At 69.0% G+C, this 22,076-nt stretch carries 13 protein-coding genes; 10 read left to right on the top strand and 3 right to left on the bottom strand.

The window, feature by feature from the left end:
* The first annotated feature begins 26 nt into the window (after positions 1-26).
* The 5 genes from ilvC (at position 27) to OHA21_RS33255 (ending at position 8,521) form a co-directional block, all read left to right on the top strand.
* Positions 27-1,040, top strand: coding sequence for a ketol-acid reductoisomerase (ilvC, locus tag OHA21_RS33275; protein WP_328461694.1), 1,014 nt, complete (start codon positions 27-29; stop codon positions 1,038-1,040).
* 134 nt (positions 1,041-1,174) lie between these two features.
* A complete protein-coding gene (gene serA, locus OHA21_RS33270) occupies positions 1,175-2,773 on the top strand; it encodes a phosphoglycerate dehydrogenase (RefSeq protein ID WP_328461692.1) in 1,599 nt (532 codons plus the stop codon).
* A 572-nt stretch (positions 2,774-3,345) separates the two neighbouring features.
* The gene (locus OHA21_RS33265) at positions 3,346-3,810 is read left to right on the top strand and encodes a hypothetical protein (RefSeq protein ID WP_328461690.1); all 465 of its coding nucleotides are present in this window, start codon (positions 3,346-3,348) and stop codon (positions 3,808-3,810) included.
* A gap of 142 nt (positions 3,811-3,952) precedes the next feature.
* Positions 3,953-7,975 carry a hypothetical protein gene (locus OHA21_RS33260; RefSeq protein ID WP_328461688.1) on the top strand — a complete coding sequence of 1,341 codons (4,023 nt, stop codon included), beginning with the start codon at positions 3,953-3,955 and terminating at the stop codon, positions 7,973-7,975.
* Between the two features lie 18 nt (positions 7,976-7,993).
* Positions 7,994-8,521, top strand: coding sequence for an SMI1/KNR4 family protein (locus OHA21_RS33255; protein WP_328461686.1), 528 nt, complete (start codon positions 7,994-7,996; stop codon positions 8,519-8,521).
* A gap of 16 nt (positions 8,522-8,537) precedes the next feature.
* Here OHA21_RS33255 and OHA21_RS33250 read toward each other — a convergent pair whose 3' ends face one another.
* From OHA21_RS33250 to OHA21_RS33240, 3 genes are all read right to left on the bottom strand, one after another.
* On the bottom strand, positions 8,538-8,873 hold the full coding sequence (locus OHA21_RS33250; RefSeq protein WP_442875188.1) for a hypothetical protein: 336 nt from the start codon (positions 8,871-8,873) through the stop codon (positions 8,538-8,540).
* A gap of 133 nt (positions 8,874-9,006) precedes the next feature.
* Positions 9,007-10,863, bottom strand: coding sequence for an RICIN domain-containing protein (locus OHA21_RS33245; RefSeq protein ID WP_328461682.1), 1,857 nt, complete (start codon positions 10,861-10,863; stop codon positions 9,007-9,009).
* An 80-nt stretch (positions 10,864-10,943) separates the two neighbouring features.
* Positions 10,944-12,827 carry a hypothetical protein gene (locus tag OHA21_RS33240; RefSeq protein ID WP_328461680.1) on the bottom strand — a complete coding sequence of 628 codons (1,884 nt, stop codon included), beginning with the start codon at positions 12,825-12,827 and terminating at the stop codon, positions 10,944-10,946.
* 301 nt (positions 12,828-13,128) lie between these two features.
* On the opposite strand from OHA21_RS33240, the gene OHA21_RS33235 reads away from it, so the two are divergent.
* The 5 genes from OHA21_RS33235 (at position 13,129) to OHA21_RS33215 (ending at position 21,527) form a co-directional block, all read left to right on the top strand.
* The gene (locus OHA21_RS33235) at positions 13,129-14,181 is read left to right on the top strand and encodes a hypothetical protein (RefSeq protein ID WP_328461679.1); all 1,053 of its coding nucleotides are present in this window, start codon (positions 13,129-13,131) and stop codon (positions 14,179-14,181) included.
* Positions 14,182-14,248: 67 nt separating this feature from the next.
* Positions 14,249-18,376 carry a polymorphic toxin-type HINT domain-containing protein gene (locus OHA21_RS33230; RefSeq protein WP_328461678.1) on the top strand — a complete coding sequence of 1,376 codons (4,128 nt, stop codon included), beginning with the start codon at positions 14,249-14,251 and terminating at the stop codon, positions 18,374-18,376.
* Positions 18,373-18,855, top strand: coding sequence for a hypothetical protein (locus OHA21_RS33225; protein ID WP_328461677.1), 483 nt, complete (start codon positions 18,373-18,375; stop codon positions 18,853-18,855). Before OHA21_RS33230 ends, OHA21_RS33225 begins: the two co-directional genes overlap by 4 nt.
* Before the next feature lie 393 nt (positions 18,856-19,248).
* Positions 19,249-20,274, top strand: a complete 1,026-nt coding sequence (locus OHA21_RS33220; RefSeq protein WP_328478686.1) for a 3-isopropylmalate dehydrogenase — start codon at positions 19,249-19,251, stop codon at positions 20,272-20,274.
* A gap of 155 nt (positions 20,275-20,429) precedes the next feature.
* Positions 20,430-21,527 carry a branched-chain amino acid aminotransferase gene (locus OHA21_RS33215; RefSeq protein WP_328461675.1) on the top strand — a complete coding sequence of 366 codons (1,098 nt, stop codon included), beginning with the start codon at positions 20,430-20,432 and terminating at the stop codon, positions 21,525-21,527.
* The last annotated feature ends 549 nt before the right edge of the window (positions 21,528-22,076 follow it).

Here is a 22,076-nt window from a genome sequence, read left to right as displayed (position 1 = left end):
TACGAACACGAGAGAAGAAGGAATCCATGACCGCGGAAGTTTTCTACGACGACGACGCCGACCTGTCGATCATCCAGGGCAAGAAGGTCGCCGTGATCGGCTACGGCAGCCAGGGCCACGCGCACTCGCTCTCGCTGCGTGACTCGGGCGTCGACGTGGTGGTCGGTCTGCAGGAGGGCTCGAAGAGCCGTCCCAAGGCCGAGGAGCAGGGCCTGACGGTGAAGACCCCGGCCGAGGCCTCCGCCTGGGCCGACGTGATCATGGTGCTGGCGCCGGACACCGCCCAGCGCAAGATCTACGCCGAGTCCATCGCCCCGAACCTGACCGCGGGCAAGGCGCTCTTCTTCGGCCACGGCCTCAACATCCGCTTCGAGCTGATCAAGCCGCCGGCGGACGTGACCGTCGCGATGGTCGCCCCGAAGGGCCCGGGCCACCTGGTCCGCCGCCAGTACGTGGACGGCAAGGGCGTCCCCGCGCTGGTCGCCGTGGAGCAGGACCCGACCGGCGAGGGCCTCGCGCTCGCCCTGTCGTACGCGAAGGCGATCGGTGGCTCCCGCGCCGGCGTCATCAAGACGACCTTCAAGGAAGAGACCGAGACCGACCTCTTCGGTGAGCAGGCGGTCCTCTGCGGCGGCACCGCGGCGCTGGTGCAGACCGGTTTCGAGGTGCTCACCGAGGCCGGCTACGCCCCGGAGATCGCGTACTTCGAGTGTCTGCACGAGCTCAAGCTGATCGTCGACCTGATGTACGAGGGCGGCATCTCCCGGATGCGGTACAGCGTCTCGGACACCGCCGAGTTCGGTGACTACGTCTCCGGCCCGCGGGTGATCAACGCGGAGACCAAGGAGGAGATGAAGCGGATCCTCGCCGACATCCAGTCCGGCGCGTTCACCCGCCACCTGATCGAGGACGACGAGGCCGGCGGCCCGGAGCTCAAGAAGTACCGCGAGCAGGGCGCCCAGCACCCGATCGAGATCACCGGTGCGAAGCTGCGCGGCATGATGAGCTGGGTGGACCGGCCCATCACCGAGACCGCCTGATCTTCTCGCTGCGCTACTGATGACGCCCGGCCGGGTTTACCCGGCCGGGCGTTTTCATGAATGAACTGAACCTCAACTGGCCTCCGTTCGTACCATTCGGCATCGTCAATGGCGACGAAAGGCGGATGGAAGTCATGACTGCTGTCGTCCTGGTCACCGAGGAACTCGCTCCGGCCGCGCTCGACCTGCTCGCCGAGGACCACGAGGTCCGGCAAGTGGACGGCACCGACCGGCCGGCACTGCTCGCCGCGCTCGCCGAGGCGGATGCGGTCATCGTCCGCAGCGCCACCCGGATCGACGCCGAGGCGCTGGCCTCCGCGCCCCGGCTGCGCGTGGTGGCCCGGGCCGGGGTGGGCCTGGACAACGTCGACCTGCCCGCCGCGACCGCCCGCGGCGTCCTGGTGGTGAACGCGCCCACCAGCAACATCGTCTCGGCCGCTGAGCAGGCGGTCGCCCTCCTGCTCGCGGTCGCGCGGCATACCGCGACAGCCAGCGCGACGCTCAAGGCGGGCGCCTGGCGGCGCTCCGCGTTCACCGGGGTCGAGGTTCAGGGCAAGACCGTCGGGGTGGTCGGGCTGGGCCGCATCGGCGTCCTGTTCGCACAACGCATGGCCGCCTTCGGGGTACGCCTCATCGCGTACGACCCGTATGTGCAGCCGGCCCGGGCGGGACAGTTGGGCGTCCAGCTGATGAGCCTCGACGACCTGCTCAAGGAGAGCGATTTCATTTCGGTGCACCTGCCGCGTACGCCGGAGACGCTCGGCCTGATCGGAGCGCGGGAACTGGCGCTGGTCAAACCGACGGTCCGGATCGTGAACGCGGCCCGCGGCGGGCTGGTCGACGAGGCGGCGCTCGCCGAGGCGCTGGCCGAGGGCCGGGTGGCCGGCGCCGGCCTGGACGTCTTCGAGGCCGAACCGATCACCTCGTCGCCGCTGTTCGGCTTCGACAACGTGGTGGTCACCCCGCACCTGGGCGCGTCGACGGCCGAGGCGCAGGACAAGGCCGGGATGGCGGTGACCCGCAGCGTGCAGCTGGCTCTGCGCGGCGAGTTCGTGCCGGACGCGGTGAACGTCCGGGCCGGCGGGGCGGTCGACGAGGACGTCCGCCCGCTGCTGCCGCTCGCCGAACGGCTCGGCCGGGTCTTCACCGCGGTCGCCGGCGGGGTCGCGGCCCGGATCACCGTGGAGGTCCGCGGTGAGGTCGTCGCCCACGACGTCACGGTGCTCGAACTGGCCACCATGAAAGGCCTGTTCGCGCCGGTGGTCGAGGAGCAGGTGACGTACGTGAACGCCCCGCACCTGGCCGCCGACCGTGGAGTCGAGGTGGACCTGGCGACGTACGAGGACGCCGGGGAGCACGTCAACCTGATCACTGTGCGTGGGGCGCTGCCGGATGGGCGTACCGTCGCGGTGGCCGGCACCATCGTGACTGCCGGCACCCGGGAGACGGCGAAGCTGGTCGAGGTCGACGGCTTCGAGCTGGACCTGCCCCCGGAGAACGTGCTGCTCTTCTTCCGCTACCGGGACCGGCCCGGCGTGGTCGGCGCGATCGGCACCACCCTCGGCCGCGCCGGCGTGAACATCGCCGCGATGCAGGTGGCCCGCCGGGCCGCCGGCGGCGAGGCCCTGATGGCGCTGACCATCGACTCGGCCGCCGACCCCGAGGTGCTTGCCCGGGTGTCCCGCGAGATCGGCTCCTCTCAGGCGGCCGCAGTCGACCTGCGCACCGCCTGAGACGTGGGCATCAGTCGCGGGCGGTCACGACGCCGGTGGCGAGGTGGTCGGCGTCCGCACCGGCGAGACCGGTCAGCCTCGCACGCGTGATGATATTCACGTCGGCCTTTCTGAATTCATGGGAGGCGAGCGATCCGGGCAGCAGCCATTGCGGGCAGCCGTGAAACGGTGCCCGAGGTCAGTGGTAATTCGTCAGCCTGATCGGCGTGTGGTCTCCGGGGACGTCGTTCGTCAGACCGGCCACTGTGGAAGTACGCGCCGATGAAAGGTGCATGTGAATCCCCGTGATTCGATGCGCACGACCGGCGTCCCCGTGTGCCGGAAGCGTCGCAGTTGCCGGATGCTATCGACTTCATCGATGAATTTGCAAGACCGGGATTGCGTTCCGTCGCGAGGTGTTCGACTCCGCTGGGGAGCGTGCTGTCCAATGTGTCGATCATGTGATTCAATGCCCGCGGCGTGAACTCATCGATCCCGGTGATTCGCGCGGTTCGCGTTGCGGCCCCGTGTCGGATGAACCTGCGTCCCACGTGCGGCTTCGATCGTTTGCGATGTTCCACGGGGGAGCTGACATGCAAGCACGCGTCCTAGCTGCGGCAATAGCCACAGAGGCGCTGACATTGGATGGTGGGGCCGGCCTCGCCGGCGCGGCTGCGGCGAATATCGCGGCCGTGTCCACCATGGCCGTCAATGACGCAGAGTGCGAATTCGTCCGCTGGCCGGCGCAGTACGACGAACGCGCCATGATCCGGTCGGCAGTGTGGAGCACGCTGCTCAGCGAAGACGTCACCATGGGTGTGCGGCGGTTCTTCGAAACCGGGTGGGAATACGCGGAGTCACGTTCCTCGGGTAGTCGGCCGAGCTACCAGGATTTCGTGTCCCACCTCGTCGCGATGTGCGTACCGGCCTATTCGCCGGAAGTCTTCGCGGTCGTGCCACAGGCGTCCCGAACACCGGACGTGAAGCGCGAAGCGTTCGTGCGTACCGCCTACGCGACGGCCAGGGAGCGCGACCGCTGCTATCGGGAAACGGCCTGAACGAGCAGGCCGTCAAGGCCGGGCGCTCCTGGGCGCATTTACCCGCCTGACCTTTCACGCCAAAACGGTTTCGCCGCTGAGGCATGACCTCAGCCTGCCCTTTTTCACCCGCTATGCGGATTTAACCGCGAACGGATGTGTTGTGAGCATCACGAAGCGAATACGCAACGCGATCACGCTGTCCCTGGCCGGTCTGGTGGCCGGCACGCTTCTGCACGCTCCACCGGCATTGGCGGCGGAGCCGACTCCGACGCCGTCCGTCGTGGCGTCGGAGGAGCCGTCACCGGATCTCAACATTCCGCCGCTGGTCACCGAGTCGTGGAACGGCACGGCCGGTGTGGACGTGATGGCGGAGCGGTGGCGCAAGGCCGTGTCCGACGTGGCCGCCCTGACGCCGGAGCCGGAGATCCGCGATGCCGCGTTGGCGGCCCTCGCGACCGGTGACCCGGCGGTCATCCAGAAGTTCGCGATCACCGACAAGCCGGCGTTGGACAAGCAGGTTGCGGCTCGTAAGGCGAAGGAAGCCGCGGACAACCTGGCGGCGATCAAGGCGATGAAGGGCACTGGCGGCCCGTACTTCAACGCCGAAGTCGACCGGGTTCTCGCCGGCACCGATCTGGACCGGGCCAACTTCCTCGCCTACGGCGCCGACATCGCCCGGGACCGGGACGCGAAGGTCGAGGCGGACAAGGCCGAGCGGGCACGCACGTTGCGCGAGCGGGTCCGGCTGATCGCCGCGGCGGCGCCCGCGGAGACGAACCTGAAGCGGGCTGCCGAAGCCGCGCTCGCGGGCAATGACGACGCCATCAACACGTTCCTGACCACCGGTTATCTGGCAGCGGCTCGGGCCGATGCGGCGGAGCGTGAGCAGTATCTGAAGGACCTCGAGGCGCGGAACAAGGCGGCCGAGGAACTGACCGAGCTGGCGCGGAAGTCGGCGGCGGCGAACGAGGCACGGACCCGGTTGCTGGCCGCGCACGGCGAAGGCGTGCGGGCGTTGCAGCAGGCGTCGAACGCGATGGCGGCGGCGGCGAACTCTGCCCGGCACGCGACGCGAGTACTGGATGGATCCGGTACGTCGGCGTCGAAGGCCACCGAGTTGGCGGCGGCCAATGCGGAGTCGAAGCGGCAGCTCGGGTACGCGCAGACCGCGGCGACCGAGGCCGCCCGATCGGCGCAGGTGGCCACTACTGCGGCGAATGATCTGATCGAGATCGGCCTGGAGTACGGCGCGGAGTGGTCGCAGATCACCCAGGGCATGAGCGAAGCCGCCACCGCCGCGGTCGGCGCCGCGCAGACCGCCGTGCACGCGGTCGACGCGACCGTCGCGACGAACAACGCGGAGGATGCCCAGGCGAAGGCTGAGGCGCACGCGCAGCAGGCGATCAAGTGGCGTCAGCACGCGGAGGAGCACGCCAAGGCGGCGGCCAAGCTGGCGGCTGCGGCAGCGAAGCAGGCGGCAGCGGCGAGGACCGCTGCGGCGCGGGCGAAGAAGGCCCGGGAGCAGGCGCAGGCTGCGGAGAAGAAGGCGTGGGAGGAGGCGGAGAAGACCCGCCAGCATCGCCAGGAAGCCGAGGCCAAGGCGGCCGAAGCCAAGCGCCAGCGGCAGATCGCTGAGCAGGAGGCGGCCAACGCTGCCGACCACCGTGCCGAAGCCGATCGGCAGGCGGCGGACGCCCGTAGTGCACGCAAGAACGCTGAGGCGCAGGCTGCCATCGCGGACAGCGCCAGCAAGAGCTCCGAGGAAGCCGATGCGAAGGCGGCCGAGGCCGACCGGAAGGCGTGGGCGAAGGAGCAGGAGGCGGCGCAGGCCCGGGACGCGGCACTGGTCGCCGAACGGGACCGGCAGGCGGCCCAGGCCAAGGTGCAGGCCACCAACGCGTGGGTCGCGTCGGCCGACAGCGACGCCGCCAAGGCGGAGGCGCAGGCCGCCGCGGACGAGGCGAAGCGCGAATACGAGACGGCTGACGCCGCGGCCAAGTCGGCACGCTCGTTCGCGAACACCGCGACCGGCGCGGCGGCAAACGCCCGGGCCTCCGCGACGGCCGCGAAGCAGGCTGCCAACCGGGCATGGGCTGCGTGGCGGAAGGCTTCCGCTGCGGCCGACGCCGCGGATGCGGCCGCGGACCAAGCCGAGTACTCAGCCAAAGCCACCCACGCCGCGCGGGTCAAGGCGGATGCCAAGGCCGCGGAAGCGACCGCGCAGCAGATCAAAGCGGCGAACGCGGCCACCGCGGCGATGAACCTGGCCATCCAGGCCGCCGATCAGGCAGTGCGGGCGCTGTGGGCGGCTGACCGGACGAAGAGTGAGGCCGAGGCGGCGACGTCCGAGGCGGTTGCCGCGGCGGTGCAGGCCGAGACCGCGATCCGTGCCGCGGCGGCGGCCGCGACCTCGGCGGCGGGTATCGCTGATCCGGCGAACACGGCGATCGGGATGGTGTCGCCGTTCACCGGCGCCGACATCGACGCCGACTTCGTCAAGACGGTGGCGGAACTGGCCAAGACGATCGGCGAGGAGCAGGCGGCCGAGGCGCAGGCTCGTGCCGACGAGGCCCTGGTCGCGGCGACCAAGGCACAGCAGGCCGCGGATCTGGCGAATGCCCAGGTCAAGCCGGCCTATGTGGCGGCTGCGGCGGCGGCGAAGTCGTCTGCCGAAGCGGCGCAGTCGGCTGCCGAGGCCAAGAAATACGCCGCGCAGGCGGCAGCGGACGGTGCGGCCGCTCGTGAGGCGGCGGCCAGTGCCGGGCGTGCGGACGCCCAGGCTCGGGCCGACGCGCGGTCGGCGCGTCAGTCAGCGAACGAGGCAGCGGCCGATGCCGCGGCCGCCGGCCGCAGCGCCGAGCAGGCGCAGCGCGACGCGGATGCCGCCAACGCGGCGGCGACGGCTGCCGAGAATGACGCCGCAGCCGCGAAGAAGGCGGCGGAAGAGGCCGAGGCCGACGCGGCCGACGCCAAGGCCTCGTCGGACTCCGCGCAACAGCATGCCGACAGTGCCGCTACGGCTGCCGCGAAGGCCCTCGAACACGCTGTCGAGACCCAGAAGGCCTACGAGCGAGCCGAGGAAGCCGAACGCCAACGGCTCGAGGAGGCGCTCGAGAACGGCGCCGGTCTGACTCCCGAACAGGAGGAGGAACTCCTCCGCGAGCTCACCCCGGAGGAGCGGGCGGAGTACGAAGCCGCGAAGGAACTGGCCGGTCAGGGCTTCCTGGACTTCGTCAAGGAGAACGGGCTGGAGATCCTCGGCGACCTGATCCTCGGCGAGATCCTCACCTGCATCAAGACTCCCAGCTGGAGTGCGTGCTTCTGGGCGGTTCTCGAACTCGTCCCGTTCGGCAAGCTGAAGAAGCTCGGGAACCTCTGGGACATCTACAAGAAGTACAAGAAGTTCGCCGAGAAGATCCGCAACGCCGGCAAGAAGCAGGACGAGCTCCTCAAGAAGGCCCGAAAGAAGAAGAAGGACCGCGACGACGAGGAATGCAAGCTCCTTCCGCCCGTCTACACCGCGAGCGCCGACCCGGCCACGCTGAAATCCGGCGGCGTCGTGGACACGGTCTATCGAGCGGGTGACGGCGCGAAGCTTCAGACGGATGTGGACACCGGTCGCACCACGGTTGCCGACTCCACCCCGAAGACTTCCTTCCTGTCCGTCCCGACCTTCGAGCAGTCGGGCTCGGCCACTCCGTCCGGACAGCACTGGCTGCGCACCGGCGCCGGAACCCATGTCCAGCTCTCCGCGGTCCAGAACGCAGCTAGTGCACCGCTGGTTCCGGGATGCGGCGAGGTAAAGATCAAGATTCCGGATACGGCAACTGCCACCCACATCAAGGAGTACGAGGCTTACGTGGAGGCCTCGAACGAGGCGATCGCCAAGAAGCTGCTCTCCAAGACGGGACGTGTCTCCACCGCTGGCGACATCCGCCGGGAGGCCGACAACGCCGCGGCCCGGGAACGCCGACGGGCCGAGAAGGCGGGTACGCCGTACAAGGGAGTCGCGGGTCACGCGCCGGACGCCATGTGGCTCGGTCACGGTATCCCGTACAAATGGATCGACATGGCAAAGAAGGTGAACAGCAGCCTTTCCATCCAGGGATGGCGCAACTACCCGGTCGGGTACAAGCCGACTAAGTTCGTCCTGATCTACCCCAGCGGCGGCGGTACGCCCTAGCAGTAGGAGGCGGTGACGATGACACTCGACTGGGCCGGCGAGATCGATCGCATGGTGTCGGCGAAGCAGGTGCTGAGGGAGGCCGACCAGGAGGAGTTGTGGAGGTACGAGGCGCCGAATCCACCGGCGACCGAGAAAGCCGTCCGGCAGGCGGAGACCGCGGTCGGGTTCACCTTCGACAGTGAGTACGCCGCGTTCCTGCGGCATGCCGACGGGTGGCCCGCACTCCTGCAGAACACCGACCTGTTCGGCACCGCCGATCTGACGGGCCCGGCCTACGCCGAAGCGCTGGACCTGCTCGAGGACGCGAAAGCCGAGGCCGAGGGAACCGATCTGGCCGAGTCCGTCGGCTTCCCGATCGGTGCCTCGGAGACCACCATCGACATGTTCGTCCTGCTCCGCGGCAAGGGCGACCAGCAGTGGTCGATCGTCTGGATGGCGGGCGCCGAGGTCGAGCGGTACGACAGCTTCCCGGCGTTCTTCCGAGCGATGGTGGAGCACAACCTCAGAGAGGCCGACGATTTCCGTCGGAGGCTGAGCGAGTAAGGGTTCCCGGCACGGTCTACCTGGTCTGCAGCGGCGGCCGGTAGACCGTGCCGTCCTGTAGGTCCAGCAGGTCCAGGTTGAGTTCGCCGGCCAGGCGTTCGATGGTCTCCAGGACCACGTCCGGGCAGTTCTCGTCCAGCCTCATCTGGATGTGGTCGGCGGCCGCGTGCAGCGGTGCGGTCGCCCACGGTGTGCCCGGCGCCGTGGCACGCGGCCCGCGGTCCGGGTAGCTGCTGGTCAGGGCGTCGTAGAAGGCGACGACGCGCGGGTCGGCCGGGCGCTGCGGGTGGTCGCCGCGGGCGCACCGCTCGTTGGCGGCGCGTACCGTGTCCGGCGCGGCGGTCGGGTCCATGGCCCAGACGACGAGGTCGAAACTCACCGGCGCATGGTGCCATCACGGCCGCTGCCCGCCGTGAATCCGGTGCCTCGACACGCGGAAACAAAAGAGGGGCTCCCCGCCCGCGCGGGGAGCCCCTCTTCTTCGGTCAGCTCGCGGTCCTGGTGTCCCAGATCGGCTTGCTGTCGCGGTTGCGGTAGAGCACCAGGTTGCCGTCCTCCTGCATCCACAGCGTCGAGGGTCCGTTGCCGCTGGTGTTGGACGCCCACACCGCCTTGCCGGCGGCGGTGTAGAGGACCAGGTTGCCGTCCCGCTGGTTCACCAGCTTCACACCGGTGGTGGTGTTGGTCGCCCAGACCGCCTTGCCGCTCTTGTAGACGACGGCGTTACCGTCGCGCTGCAGCCACAGCTGGTGGTTGTTGCGCGAGTGCAGGCCCAGGGTCGGGCTGAGGAACTGCCCGGCGGTGAGCTTGGTGCTGGTCGGGTACCACTGCTGGTTGGTCTTGTCGTTCACGTCGTAGGTGATCGCCGCGGCGCCGTTGTCCCGGCTGGCGTTCTGCACCGTGATCGCCTTGTGGCCGTTCTCGTTGACCCACACGTAGTTGTCACCGACGGTGCGGTAGTAGAAGTGCTGGTCCGCCCGGCCGTCACAGGTCCGGATCTCCACCGGCGCGTCGTTCCCGGTCGCGGCGCCGACGATGCCGGCGCACTTGGTGCGGTCCTTGGCGTTGACGAGCCGGTACTGGCCACCCGTGTTGTAGACGCGCATCGCGATCCACTGCTGGTGGTCGGCGCCGCAGTCGGTCTGGACCAGGCGGGTGCCGTCACCGGTGCCGCCGTTGACCGGGCCGAGGCACTTCTGCGAGTTGACGTTGCGCCACTCCCACGTGCCGCCGCTGGGCCGGTTGGCGTCGTCGATCGCGACCTCGTACTGGCCGGTGGTCACGAACCGGCGCAGCGCGTCGGGGCCGGCGGCGAGCGCCTGGGTGGCCGCGGTCACGAGGTTGTCGAAGCCGGTTCCGAGAGCGCCCGACCGGATCCCCTCGGTGACCCGCCGGTCCTCGGCCTCCTGCTTGTCCAGGGCGATCTGGATGTCCCGTTCCTTGGCCTGGTGGATGCCGGTGTGGATGAACGCCTTCCACACCGCCGGATCGTGGCTGCGGATCGTAGCGATAGCGGCGGTCTGGACCTCGGTGCCGTCCGCGCTGAAGTTCCACACCTCGATCACGAAGTCGCGATCGGGCAGGTTGAGCAGCTCGGCGGTCACCGGCATCCCGATCCGGTTCGCGGCGAACTGCTTCGCGGCGCGAGCCAGCGCGTCGGCCTTCTCCGTATCGGTTTGCGCCTGGTCCGCGGCGATCCGGTCGGCGGTGTCCTCCCGGGCCAGCGCTGCCAGGCCGGACGTGATGAACAGCCGCTGCTCCTCCGCGGTGCCGGCCAGCGCGGCAGACCCGGCTGCCTTGACCTTGGGCCAGTCGGGGTTGTCCTTGATGAGGTTCCAGATACGACGGATGAAATCGGTGTCGCTGCCCGCGAGCAACTCGGCGTCGGCGACGATGTCGACCGCGGCGGCCGCGGTGGCGCGCAGGACCTCACGTTCCCGCTTGTCGTCGGCCTCCCGCTTCAACCGCGCGACGTCCCGGTCGTACGCGGCGTGCACCTCGGTGGTGATGAACCGGACGCAGAGCTCGTCGGCCCGGTCCAGCGAGCTGAACGCCTGCTCGGCGGCGAGCCGGACCTCCAGGTGGTCCGGGTTGTCCTTGATCTCCCGCCAGAAGGCCATCACGAAGTCGCGGTCGGAAAGGCCCGGCAGGTCCGGGTTCTCGCCGAGGCCGAACTTCATGGCGACGGTGAGCTTCTCTTCGTAGAGGTCCTCAACAGCAGCCGCCAGCACGACCCCGGCCGTGGAAACCGGAACGGCGTGGGCGGTGGTGGGCAGCGTCGGGACGAGGGCGGCGACGGCAATTCCGCCGGTGAGCAGCCGCCGGGTCAGCGTACGTCTCATGGTTCTCTCCGGATATGGAAAGCGGCGTAGGCGCTCATGAATGCAAAGGCATTCATGAGCGCCTACGTGGAGGCTGATTGTCAGGCGGGGTTGGGAACGGTCTTCTGGACCGTCCAGAGGGCGTTCAGAGCGCCTTCCTTGACCCGGGCGATCCGGTTGGTGTCCAGAACCGCGATCCGGGTGCCGTCGATGGCGAACTGCGTGACGCCGCTGTACTGGAAGACCCAGTTGGCGTTGAGCGCGCCCTCCTTCACCTGGGCCACACCGGCGTTGGTCAGCGTGCCGATCCGGTCGCCGGAGAGCGCCAGCTGCTTGACCCCGGTGAACTGGGTGCTCCAGTTGGCGTTCAGCGCACCGTCCTTGACGAGCGCCGCGCCGGCGGTGGTGAGGACGCCGATCCGGTCGCCGGAGAGCGAGAGGTGCTTGACGCCGGTGTACTGGTTGCTCCAGGCCGCGCTCAGCGCACCCTGCTTGACCAGAGCGGCGCCGGCGGTGGTGAGGACGCCGATCCGGTTGCCGGAGAGAGCGATCTGCTGGATTCCGGTGTGCTGGTTGCTCCAGGCGGCGCTGAGCGCACCCTCCTTGACCAGGGCCGCACCGGCGGTGGTGAGCACGCCGATCCGGTTGCCGTCCAGGGCGATCTGCTTGACGCCGGTGTACTCCTTGACCCAGCCGGCGCTGAGGCCACCCTCCTTGACGTACGCGATGCCGTCGGTGGTCAGGATGCCGATCCGGGTCCCGGCGATCACGAGCTGCTTGACCCGCGGGTACTCCTTGACCCAGGCCGCGTCGAGCGCGCCCTCCTTGACGTACGCGGCGCCGTCCGACGTGGTGATGCCGATCCGCTTGCCGGTCAGCGTCACGAACGTCGCGTCCGGGCCGACCTCGTACTGACCGGTCTGCAGGAACTTCACGACCGCCTCGTACGTACCGGCCAGCGCGACCCGTCCGGCGGCCGCCAGGCTGAGGTGCCCGGCCTTCACTGCCCGGTCGATGATCGCCTGGACCGCCTTGCGGTCGTCGGCTTCCTTCTTCTTGATGGCGTTCTCGATGTCCCGGTCCTTGGCCTGGTGGATACCGGTGTCGATGAACGTCTTCCAGTCGGCCGGGACCAGGCTGCGCGAGGCGGCGATGGCCGCCAGCTGAACCTCGCTGCCCTCAGGGGCGAAGTTCCAGACCGTCACCACGAAATCCCGGTCCGGCAGGTTGAGCAGCTCCTCGGTGACCGGCAGACCGATCCGGTTCGCGGCGAACTGCTTCGCGGCGCGGGCCAGCGCGGCGGCCTTCTCGGCCTCGGTCTTCTCCTCGTCCTTGGCGATCCGGTCGGCGGTGTCCTGCTTCGCGGCCTCGGCCAGGCCGGAGGCGATGAACGCCGCCTGCTGCTCGGCGGTGCCGGTGCTGGCGGCGACCGCCGCGGCCTCGACCTTCGGCCAGTCGTCGCCGTCGTTGACGAGCTCCCAGATCTTCAGGATGAACTGGGCGTCGGTGCCGCTGAGCAGGGCGGCGTCGGCGACCACATTGATCGCCGCGGCCGCGGTGCTGCGGGCCAGATCGCTCTGCCGCTTCGCCTCGGCGACCTGGCGCTCCCGCTCGATGTCCCGGTCGAAGGCCGCGAAGACTTCGGTGAGGATGAAGTCGGCGCAGGCCTGGTCGACGGTCTCCGGTGCGGAACTGAAGGCGATCTCCGCGGCGACCCGGACCTCGGAGTGCTCCGGCTTGTCCTTGACGTGGTTCCAGATCGCGATGACGAAGTCCCGGTCGGGCAGACCCGGAAGGTCGACGTCCTCGCCCAGACCGAACTTGATGGCGACCGCGAGCTTCTGGTCGTACAGGTCTGCGGCCAGGGCGAAGGCCGTGACGGGCCGGGACTGGATCGGGGCTGCAAGCGCGGTCGACGGCGCCGCCGCGGTCAGGGCCACCGCGGCGATGCCGGCAGCGAGAAGTCGTCGGGTGATGGGTGACATGAAGGTGATTCCCCCGTGTGAAGTGCTGGAGAGACGTCAATGCCGAAGGGCGCGAGCAACGGGACCTGCCCGCGCCGCCAACGGACGCCCGGGCAAGCTAGCCCGGCGCTTCGGCCATTGACAAGGCTGCATCGCTATGACGGATCGCTCAGATTTCTGTTTCCGCTGATCAGCCCGGAGAAAGTCATGTTCCTGAGATTTCCGGGGAGGCGTTTGGCAGACATTTATGTTTTCATCTGCGTCTATTGCGCAGACCTCGGGAGGTCGGCGCATCAGTGTTGCGCGAAAAACGGGGGATTCCATGAAGCGCAGAAGTGTGCTCTTTGCGGCGGCCGCGATGACGCTGGCGGCCGTTCCGTACGCCGGTCCCGCGTGGGCGGCGGAGCCGTTGACCGAGCTCGAGGAAGCGGAGCGGTTCTTCGTACGCTGGCTCTCGGTCCACGATGAGCGTGCGCTGGTGCGCAGCGCCGCCCGTGCGGCCCTCGCGCCCGGCGACGTCGCGTCCATCACCAACTTCCTGGCGATCGAGGGCGGCTACGACAAGGCGATGGAACGCGCCGCGACGACGCTTGCCCGGCACATCTCCTACACGCAGCGGATGGTCAATACCCACCCGGTCCAGTACTACCCGTGGGTCAACAACGCAGGTCGCCGTGCCTTGATCGGCAGCGAGGCGGAGCTCGCCTACTTCGTCAACACCGGCTACCAGGAGAATCTGGCTCGCGACAAGCAGGGCATCGCCGACGACAAGCTCCGCGCCGACCTGGTGAAGCAGGCCGACCGCGACTACGTGATCTTCCTGAGCGAGAACGACCCCGGCGATCAGGTCCGGGCCTGGGCCGGACGGGCCGTCGCCGAGGGGACGACCGACAAGGACGTCGCCGAATTCCTGAACTACGGCTGGGTCAGCGCGTCCAAGCTGGACACCCAGACCTTCCGTAGGCAGTGCGCCGACGCGGACAAGGCCTGGCTGGTGACGTCCCGCGGGCTCGTGAAGGCGGCGGAGGACGCCGAGCTCAAGGCGCGCAACGCCGCCGACGAGGCGAAGGCGCAGCTGCGCGCGGCCGCGGCCCGGGAGTGGGCCCTCGTCGGCGCACAGACCAGCGCCCCCCGGGTGGCCTGGGCCAACGCCGAGCAGGTCGCCCTCCAGCAGGCCGAGGTCTGGCTGCAGATCTCCATCGCCGCCGCGTCGGCGACCAGCCCGCACTGGCAGACCATCGCCGGCACCTCGCTGGGCACGCGCGAGGAATGGCTCAAGGAACAGCAGGCGGCAGCGGAACAGGCCGCGTCTTGGCTTGCGCTCTTCGACAAGGCCGTGAAGGCCGAAGCTGCGCTTCTCGACCCCAACGGCTGACGCCGACTCCGACTTTCTGCATGCGTACGGGTGACGCGTGCCCATTTCTGCTGGATAGGACTCTGCAGTGAAGCTCACGCGACTACGCGCCGTGCTCACGGCGTCGCTCGCAGCTATCGTTTTCGGCACCGCTCTACACGCCCCACCGGCCTGGGCCGCCGAGCCGACGCCCACACCGTCCGCGGCAGCGACGGAGGCGCCGGCCTCGGAAATCGAGATCCCGCCACTGGTCACCGAGTCGTGGAACGGCACGACTGGTGTGGACGTGATGGCGGAGCGGTGGCGTAAGGCGGTCGCCGACGTTGCCGCCTTGACGCCGGAGCCGGAAATCCGCGACGCCGCCCTGGCCGCGCTCGCCACCGGTGACGCGGCGGTGATCCAGAAGTTCGCGATCACCGACAAGCCGGCGCTGGACAAGCAGGTCGCGGCCCGCAAGAAGCAGGAAGCCGCGGACAATCTGGCGGCGATCAAGGCGATGAAGGGTACCGGGGGTCCGTACTTCAACGCCGAGGTCGACCGGGTCCTGGCTGGTACCGACGACGATCGAGCGGCGTTCCTGGCGTACGGGGCGGACATCGCCCGCGACCGGGACGCGATCGTCGCCAGAGACGCTGCCGAACGGGCTGCCACCTTGCGGGAGCGGGTCCGGTTGATCGCTGCGGCAGCACCGGCAGAGACGCACGTCAAGAAGGCTGCCGAGACCGCCCTCCTAGGCAACGACGCAGCGATCAACGCGTTCTTGGCCACCGGCTATCTGGCTGCTGCTCGTGCGGACGCAGAGGAGCGTGAGCAGTACCTCAAGGACCTCGAGGCCCGGAACAAGGCGGCCGAGGAACTGACCGAGCTGGCGCAGAAGTCGGCGGCGGCGAACGAGGCACGCACCCGGTTGCTGGCGGCGCACGGCGAAGGCGTGCGTGCTCTGCAGCAGGCGTCGAACGCGATGGCGGCGGCGGCGAACTCTGCCCGGCACGCTACCCGGGTGCTGGCCGGCACTGGTACGGCGGCGTCGAAGGCCACCGAGTTGGCGGCGGCCAATGCGGAGTCGAAGCGGCAGCTCGGGTACGCGCAGACCGCGGCGACCGAGGCGGCCAGCTCAGCGCAGGTGGCCACCACAGCGGCAAACGATCTGATCGAGATCGGCCTGGAGTACGGCGCCGAGTGGTCGCAGATCACCCAGGGTATGAGCGAGGCTGCCACCGCTGCGGTCGGCGCCGCGCAGACCGCGGTGCACGCCGTGGACGCGACTGTCGCGACGAACAACGCGCAGGGTGCTCAGGCGCAGGCGGAGGCGCACGCGCAGCAGGCGATCAAGTGGCGTCAGCATGCGGAGGAGCACGCGAAGTCGGCGGCGAAATTGGCGGCTGCGGCGGCGAAGCAGGCGGCTGCGGCGAAGACGGCTGCGGCGCGGGCGAAGAAGGCGCGTGAGCAGGCGCAGGCGGCCGAGGCCAAAGCTTGGGCGGAGGCAGAGAAGACCCGCCGGCACCGTCAGGAGGCCGAGGCTCAGGCAGCGGAGGCGAAGCGGCAGCGGCAGATCGCCCAGCAGGAAGCCGCCAACGCGGCAGCGCACCGTGCGGAGGCCGAGCGGCAGGCCGCAGCAGCCCGAACCGCGCGGGCGAACGCCGAAGCCCAGGCAGCCATCGCCGACGGTGCCGCGAAGCGTTCTTCGGACGCGGACAAGAAGGCTGCCGGCGCTGCGAAGACCGCATGGGATAAGGAACGAGCCGCGGAGCAAGCCCGGGATGCGGCGCTCGCTGCGGAGCGCAATCGGCAGACCGCTCAGGCCAAGGCGCAGACGACTAAGGCGTGGGTGGCCCAGGCTGACAGCGAGGAAGCCCGGAACGAGGCGCAAGCCGCGGCGGACCAGGCCGACGGCGAGTATCGGACTGCGGACAACGCCGCCAAGTCGGCACGGGGATTCGCGAACACCGCCACTGGCGCTGCGGCGAACGCACGCGGCGCGGCCACGGCGGCTCAGCAAGCTGCTGACCGGGCATGGGCAGCGGCCGAGAAGGCGCGTGCCGCGGCAGCTGCAGCTGATGCGGCTGCCGACAAGGCCGAAGCCTCGGCAAAGGCCACGCATGCGGCTCGCGTGCGGGCTGATGCGAAGGCTGCGGTCGCGACAGCGCAGCAGGCGAAAGCGGCGCAGGCAGCTGCCAACGCGGTGAACCTGGCCCGGCAAGCCGCTGAGGAAGCGGTCCGTGCACTGTGGGCAGCGGACCGGACTAAGAGTGAGGCCGAGGCCGCAACGACCGAGGCTGTTGCCGCAGCGGCGCAGGCCGAGACCGCGATCAAAGCGGCTTCTGCAGCAGCGTCGTCATCGGCGGGAATCGCAGCACCGCACGACACCGCGATCGCCATGGTCTCCCCGTTCACCGGCGCCGACATCGACGCGGACTTCGTCAAGCTCGTGGCCGAGCAGGCCAAGACCATCGGCGAGGAACAGGCGGCCGCGGCGCAGGCCCGTGCGGATGAAGCTCTCGTCGCAGCTACCAAGGCGCAGCAGGCTGCCGATCTGGCCAACGCCCAGGTCAAACCCGCCTACGTCGCCGCTGCCCAAGCGGCTAAGTCGGCTGCCGAAGCTGCGCAGTCTGCGGCGGAGGCTAAGAAGTACGCCGCGCAGGCTGCGATCGAGGGCGCGGCTGCTCGTGCGGCGGCGGCCAGTGCGGGTCGGGCGGACGCGCAGGCGAAGGCCGACGCCTACGCAGCGCGGCAGGCTGCCAACGAAGCTGCCAATGACGCCGCGATCGCCGGCCGCAGCGCCCAGCAGGCGCAAGCCGATGCGGACGCTGCCGACAGCGCCGCCATTCGGGCAGAGAGCGACGCTGCCGCAGCCCGCGGCGCCGCCGACGAAGCCGAAGCGGACGCCGCGGACGCCAAGGAGGCAGCGGAATCGGCGCAGAAGCATGCCGACAGTGCCGCCGAGGCCGCTGCAAAAGCTCTTGAACACGCCGTGGAAGCGCAGAAAGCGTACGAGCGGGCCGAGACCGCTGAACGGGAACGAATCGAAAAGGCTTTGGAAGACGGCTCCGGCCTGACACCAGAGCAGGAGCAGGAACTCCTCAACGAGCTGACCCCGGAAGAGCGGGCGGAATACCTCAAGGCCAAGGAAGCCGCCGAACAAGGCCTGATGGACTTCATCAAGGAGAACGGTCTTGAATTCCTGGGTGACCTGTTCATCGGTGAGATCAAGAACTGTGTCACCAAGCCCAGCTTCGGCGCTTGCTTCTGGGCGGTCTTCGACCTGGTCCCGTTCGGCAAGCTGAAGAAGCTCGGAAACGTCTGGGACCTGTACAAGAAGTACGAGAAATTCGTGGAGGGTCTCCGGCTCGCCGGCAAGAAAGCAGACGAGCTGCTCCAGAAGGCCAAGAAGAAGCTGCTGGATCGCCGCAACACCGGCTGCCCTGGTAACAGTTTTGTTCCTGGCACCCCGGTCCTGCTCGCCGACGGTACGACTCGCGCGATCGAAAAGCTGGCCGTCGGCGACGAGGTGCTGGCGACCGACCCGATCAGCGGCGTCACCGCGGGCAAGGCAGTCACCGACACGATCATCGGCAGCGGTGACAAGCAGCTCGTCGACATCACCGTCGACACTGACGGGACTCGTGGTGTCGCTACTGCCACCATCACCGCCACGCACAACCATCCGTTCTGGGTGCCAGCGTTGTCTGAGTGGGTCGAAGCCGAACGCCTCTCGCCGCAGCAGTGGCTACGGACCAGCGCCGGCACGCTTGTCCAGATCTCCGCTGTCGGGCACCGCTCCGTTCAGATGGTGGTCCACAACCTCACGGTCGCCGACATCCACACGTACTACGTGGTTGCTGGTTCCGCGTCGATTCTGGTCCACAACGATGGTTCGGGACTCTGTGAGACTGCTACCAAGACGGCTCTCGCCAAAAATGACCGGCTCAACCATGCCTGGCGGCACCTCCAGGAGGTCGGCATCGTCACCGGTAACTGGTCAGGGAAGAAGAGCCCGGAGGCGCTCCGCAAGATCCTGAGTCCGATCCTCCAGAACCCCACGAAGCGGCTCACCCCGACGCACACGCAGGGCGACCCCGTAGAAATCTTCGTGGGAGAGCAGAATGGTCGCTGGATTGCAGTTCAAGTATGGACTTCCGGGGACAGAAAGGGTGAAATGGCGACTGCCTATGAGGCTACGGCGGATCAGCTGCGCCACTGGGGCGTCACCCCTTGACAACGCCGGCCCGCGCCACGCTGAGGCAGCCGTTCCGTGGTGACCGACCCGGCATCACGTTCTACGCTCTGTTTCCGCGTGGCGCGTGGCACGGCGATGATTTCCCGCTCGAGTGTTTCCCGGCTCTGGCGCAGGCCGGTGACTTCACGATGCATGGGCAGGACTGGGAGATAAAGCTCTGGGATCTCACTTTTGAGGAGTTTCCCGACAGTGAGTCATGGCGCACGGGCGTCCATCGAACCTATGACTGGATCTTCGCCTCCGGAGGCGTGGTGGCGTGGATCGGAGACGGGACTGGATACGCGGCACCTCCGCAGTTGTTCGACGCCAAGCGGATGGCCAACAGCGTCTTCGAGGGAAGGAGCGCGGACGGGATCCGGGTAGGGGCATTGGAGCTGGATGCCCCGGCCGTCTATCTCGACGGAGCCGGACTCCGGGTTCTCCGCACTGCGTCGGGTGGACTGGCGATGGCCGACTAGCTGTAGATGGGTGCAGCGCATCATCCCTCCGCAGGGATGATGCGCTGTGTGTTCGAGGGCGTATTCGACACGCGATCTTCGCAGTTGGTTCGACTCGGAGCCGGACACGCGGTGATGCGCCTTGCGCGTCATTAGTCCGTCTCGCTAGCGTTGTCCCTGCCGCACGGCGCCGCGCGGGCTCGTCTTCGGGTGATGAGCTTCGTGTCCGGCCGCGCGGTCATCCGGCGGGACCGAACCACGCGTACTCGTCGCAGCAGCCCCCGTGACCGTTTGCCGCGGTCCGGGGGCTGTTCGCGTACCCACTAATCCAACCAGTGGGACCGGCGTACCGCACAACGGGAAGCACGGCTACCCTGGCACGGGTTGGACCCGACGTTGGGAGTGGACGTGAGCGTGGCGCGGATCGCGGTTGTCGCCGGAGACGGCATCGGGACCGAGGTGACCGCCCAGGCCCGCAAGGTGATCGACGCCGTCCTCCCCGGGGCCGACTACAACGAGTACGACTTGGGTGCCCGCCTCTACAACCGCACCGGTGAGGTCCTGCCGCAGGCGATCCAGGACGAGCTGGCCGGCCACGACGCCATCCTGCTCGGCGCGATCGGCGACCCGAGCGTCCCGCCGGGTGTCCTCGAGCGCGGGCTGCTGCTGAAGCTGCGGTTCGACTTCGATCAGTATGTGAACCTGCGCCCCTCCAAGCTGTGGCCGGGCACCACCAGCCCGCTCGCCGGCGTCAAGGCGGGCGAGATCGACATGGTCGTGGTGCGTGAGGGCACCGAGGGCCTCTACGTCGGCGCCGGCGGCGTCCTGCACAAGGACACTCCCGCCGAGATCGCGACCGAGGAGAGCCTGAACACCCGGCACGGCGTCGAGCGGGTCATCCGCGACGCCTTCGCCCGCGCCGAGCGCCGCGACCGCCGCCACGTCACCCTGGTGCACAAGACCAACGTGCTCACGCACGCCGGCAACCTGTGGTCGCGGGCGTTCGCCGCCGTCGCGGCCGAGCACCCCGGCGTCACCACGGAATACCAGCACATCGACGCCGCCAGCATGTTCATGGTGAGCAACCCGCAGCGGTTCGACGTGGTGGTGACCGACAACCTCTTCGGTGACATCCTCACCGACATCGCCGCGGCCGTGACCGGCGGCATCGGCATGGCAGCCAGCGGCTCCGTCAACCCGGAGCGCAAGTTCCCGTCGACCTTCGAGCCGGTGCACGGCTCCGCGCCGGACATCGCCGGCAAGGGCCTCGCCGACCCGGCGGCCGCGATCCTCTCCGCGGCCCTGCTGCTGGAGCACCTGGGCCACCTCGATGAGGCACGGCGAGTAACCGAGGCGGTCGCGGCCGAGGTCGCGTCCCGCACTTCGGGCGCGCCGCTGCGTACCGCCGAGGTCGGCGACCGGGTCGCCGCCGCCGTCTGAGTCGGCGCCTCTCCCAGCCGGAGCCAACCGGAGCCCGACCAGGGCTCCGTCACCCCGCGGTCATTGTTTTAACGACCGTTCGGGGTAGATTTCATGCGGCACTACGGGTGCCTCGCATGCTTCGATCTTTTCTGCAGAAAGCAGGTCTCTTTGTCATGAGCGGTGGTGACAACCTCGATTTCGAGATCCGTCCGAACCCGGCACCCGTAGGCGACGCAGAACGCGCCGCCCTGCTGGCGAACCCCGGCTTCGGCCGCATCTTCACCGACCACATGGTCACCGTGCGGTACGCGGACGGTAAGGGCTGGTACGACCCGCGGGTCGAGGCCCGCGCCCCGATCCCGATGGACCCCGCGAGCGCGGTGCTGCACTACGCCCAGGAGATCTTCGAGGGCCTCAAGGCGTACACGCTGCCGGACGGCGGTGTCGCGATGTTCCGCCCGGATGCGAACGCGGCCCGGTTCAACCAGTCCGCCGCGCGGATGGCGATGCCGGCCCTGCCCGTCGAAACCTTCCTCCGGTCGCTGCACGAGATCATCTCGATCGACCGGAACTGGATCCCGGGCGGCGAGGAGGGCAGCCTCTACCTGCGCCCGTTCGCCTACGCGAGCGAGGTCTTCCTCGGCGTCCGCCCGGCAACGGAGTACCTCTACCTGGTGATCGCCTCGCCGGTCGGACCGTACTTCTCCGGCGGCGTCAAGCCGGTGAACATCTGGGTCTCGCCGGACTTCACCCGCGCGGCGCCCGGCGGCACCGGCGCGGCCAAGTGCGGCGGCAACTACGCGGCCGGTCTCTCGGCCCAGGCCGAGGCCGCCGAGCACGGCTGTGACCAGGTCGTCTACCTGGACGCGGTCGAGCGTAAGTACATCGACGAGCTGGGCGGCATGAACGTCTTCCTGGTCTTCGACGACGGCAGCCTGGCCACCCCGCCGCTGACCGGCACGATCCTGCCCGGCATCACCCGCGACTCGGTGATCAAGCTGGCGCAGCGGGCCGGCCGCCGGGTCGAGGAGCGCCCGATCAGCCTGGAGGAGTGGCGTGACGGCGTCGCTTCCGGCCGGGTCCGCGAGGCGTTCGCCTGCGGCACCGCCGCGGTGATCACGCCGATCGGCACGATCCGCAGCGAGGACGGCGAGTTCACGGTCGCCGACGGCGGTTCCGGCGAGGTCACCATGGGCCTGCGCAAAGAACTGGTCGACATCCAGCGCGGCCGCGCCGAGGACCCCTTCAGCTGGGTGCACCGAGTTCTTTAAAGAAGAAACATCCGGGGTACGACAAATCCGCGACCACGCACGGCGAAAGGCCGAAGCGCGACCGCCGGGCTGATGCGGCTCTCACCCACCCAGAGCCGCGCCACCCGACGCTGGGGGTCAGCCGGTTCCACCGGCTGACCCCCAGCGCTGTCTCCGGCCGTTTCAAGGAACATTGGCGGTCAGCCGAAGAACCCGGCTGACGCCGAGCGTTGTCTCGCGGGCGTTGAGGCAGCATTGGCGGTCAGCCGAGGGAAGTCGGCTGACGCCGAGCGTTGTCTCCCGGCCGTTGAGGCAGCATTGGCGGTCAGCCGAAGGAAGTCGGCTGACGGTGAGGGCTGTGTTCCGGGCGTTGAGGCAGCACTGGCCGTCAGCTGGTCAGTGGTGGGGGCGTCTGGCGGGGCGGCGATTCCGGACTGGACGACGCGGGATCGGGCGCGCAGCTCGGGAGTTCGCCGGCGGCTTTGGCGACGGTTGCGGGGGACAGGTCCGGCGGCGGGACAACCAGGGCGACCCCCGCGGACGCGGGGGGCGACTCCCGCGTCCGCGGCG

This window comes from Actinoplanes sp. NBC_00393, from assembly GCF_036053395.1.
GTDB lineage: Bacteria > Actinomycetota > Actinomycetes > Mycobacteriales > Micromonosporaceae > Actinoplanes.
Note: the sequence above shows the minus strand (reverse complement) of the source record. Positions and strands in the feature narration are given on the sequence as shown.

Coding starts and splice junctions, on each gene's coding strand:
- ilvC (WP_328461694.1), top strand. CDS start 27: ATGACCGCGGAAGTTTTCTACGACGACGACGCCGACCTGTCGATCATC.
- serA (WP_328461692.1), top strand. CDS start 1,175: ATGACTGCTGTCGTCCTGGTCACCGAGGAACTCGCTCCGGCCGCGCTC.
- OHA21_RS33265 (WP_328461690.1), top strand. CDS start 3,346: ATGCAAGCACGCGTCCTAGCTGCGGCAATAGCCACAGAGGCGCTGACA.
- OHA21_RS33255 (WP_328461686.1), top strand. CDS start 7,994: ATGACACTCGACTGGGCCGGCGAGATCGATCGCATGGTGTCGGCGAAG.
- OHA21_RS33250 (WP_442875188.1), bottom strand. CDS start 8,873: ATGGACCCGACCGCCGCGCCGGACACGGTACGCGCCGCCAACGAGCGG.
- OHA21_RS33245 (WP_328461682.1), bottom strand. CDS start 10,863: ATGAGACGTACGCTGACCCGGCGGCTGCTCACCGGCGGAATTGCCGTC.
- OHA21_RS33240 (WP_328461680.1), bottom strand. CDS start 12,827: ATGTCACCCATCACCCGACGACTTCTCGCTGCCGGCATCGCCGCGGTG.
- OHA21_RS33235 (WP_328461679.1), top strand. CDS start 13,129: ATGAAGCGCAGAAGTGTGCTCTTTGCGGCGGCCGCGATGACGCTGGCG.
- OHA21_RS33215 (WP_328461675.1), top strand. CDS start 20,430: ATGAGCGGTGGTGACAACCTCGATTTCGAGATCCGTCCGAACCCGGCA.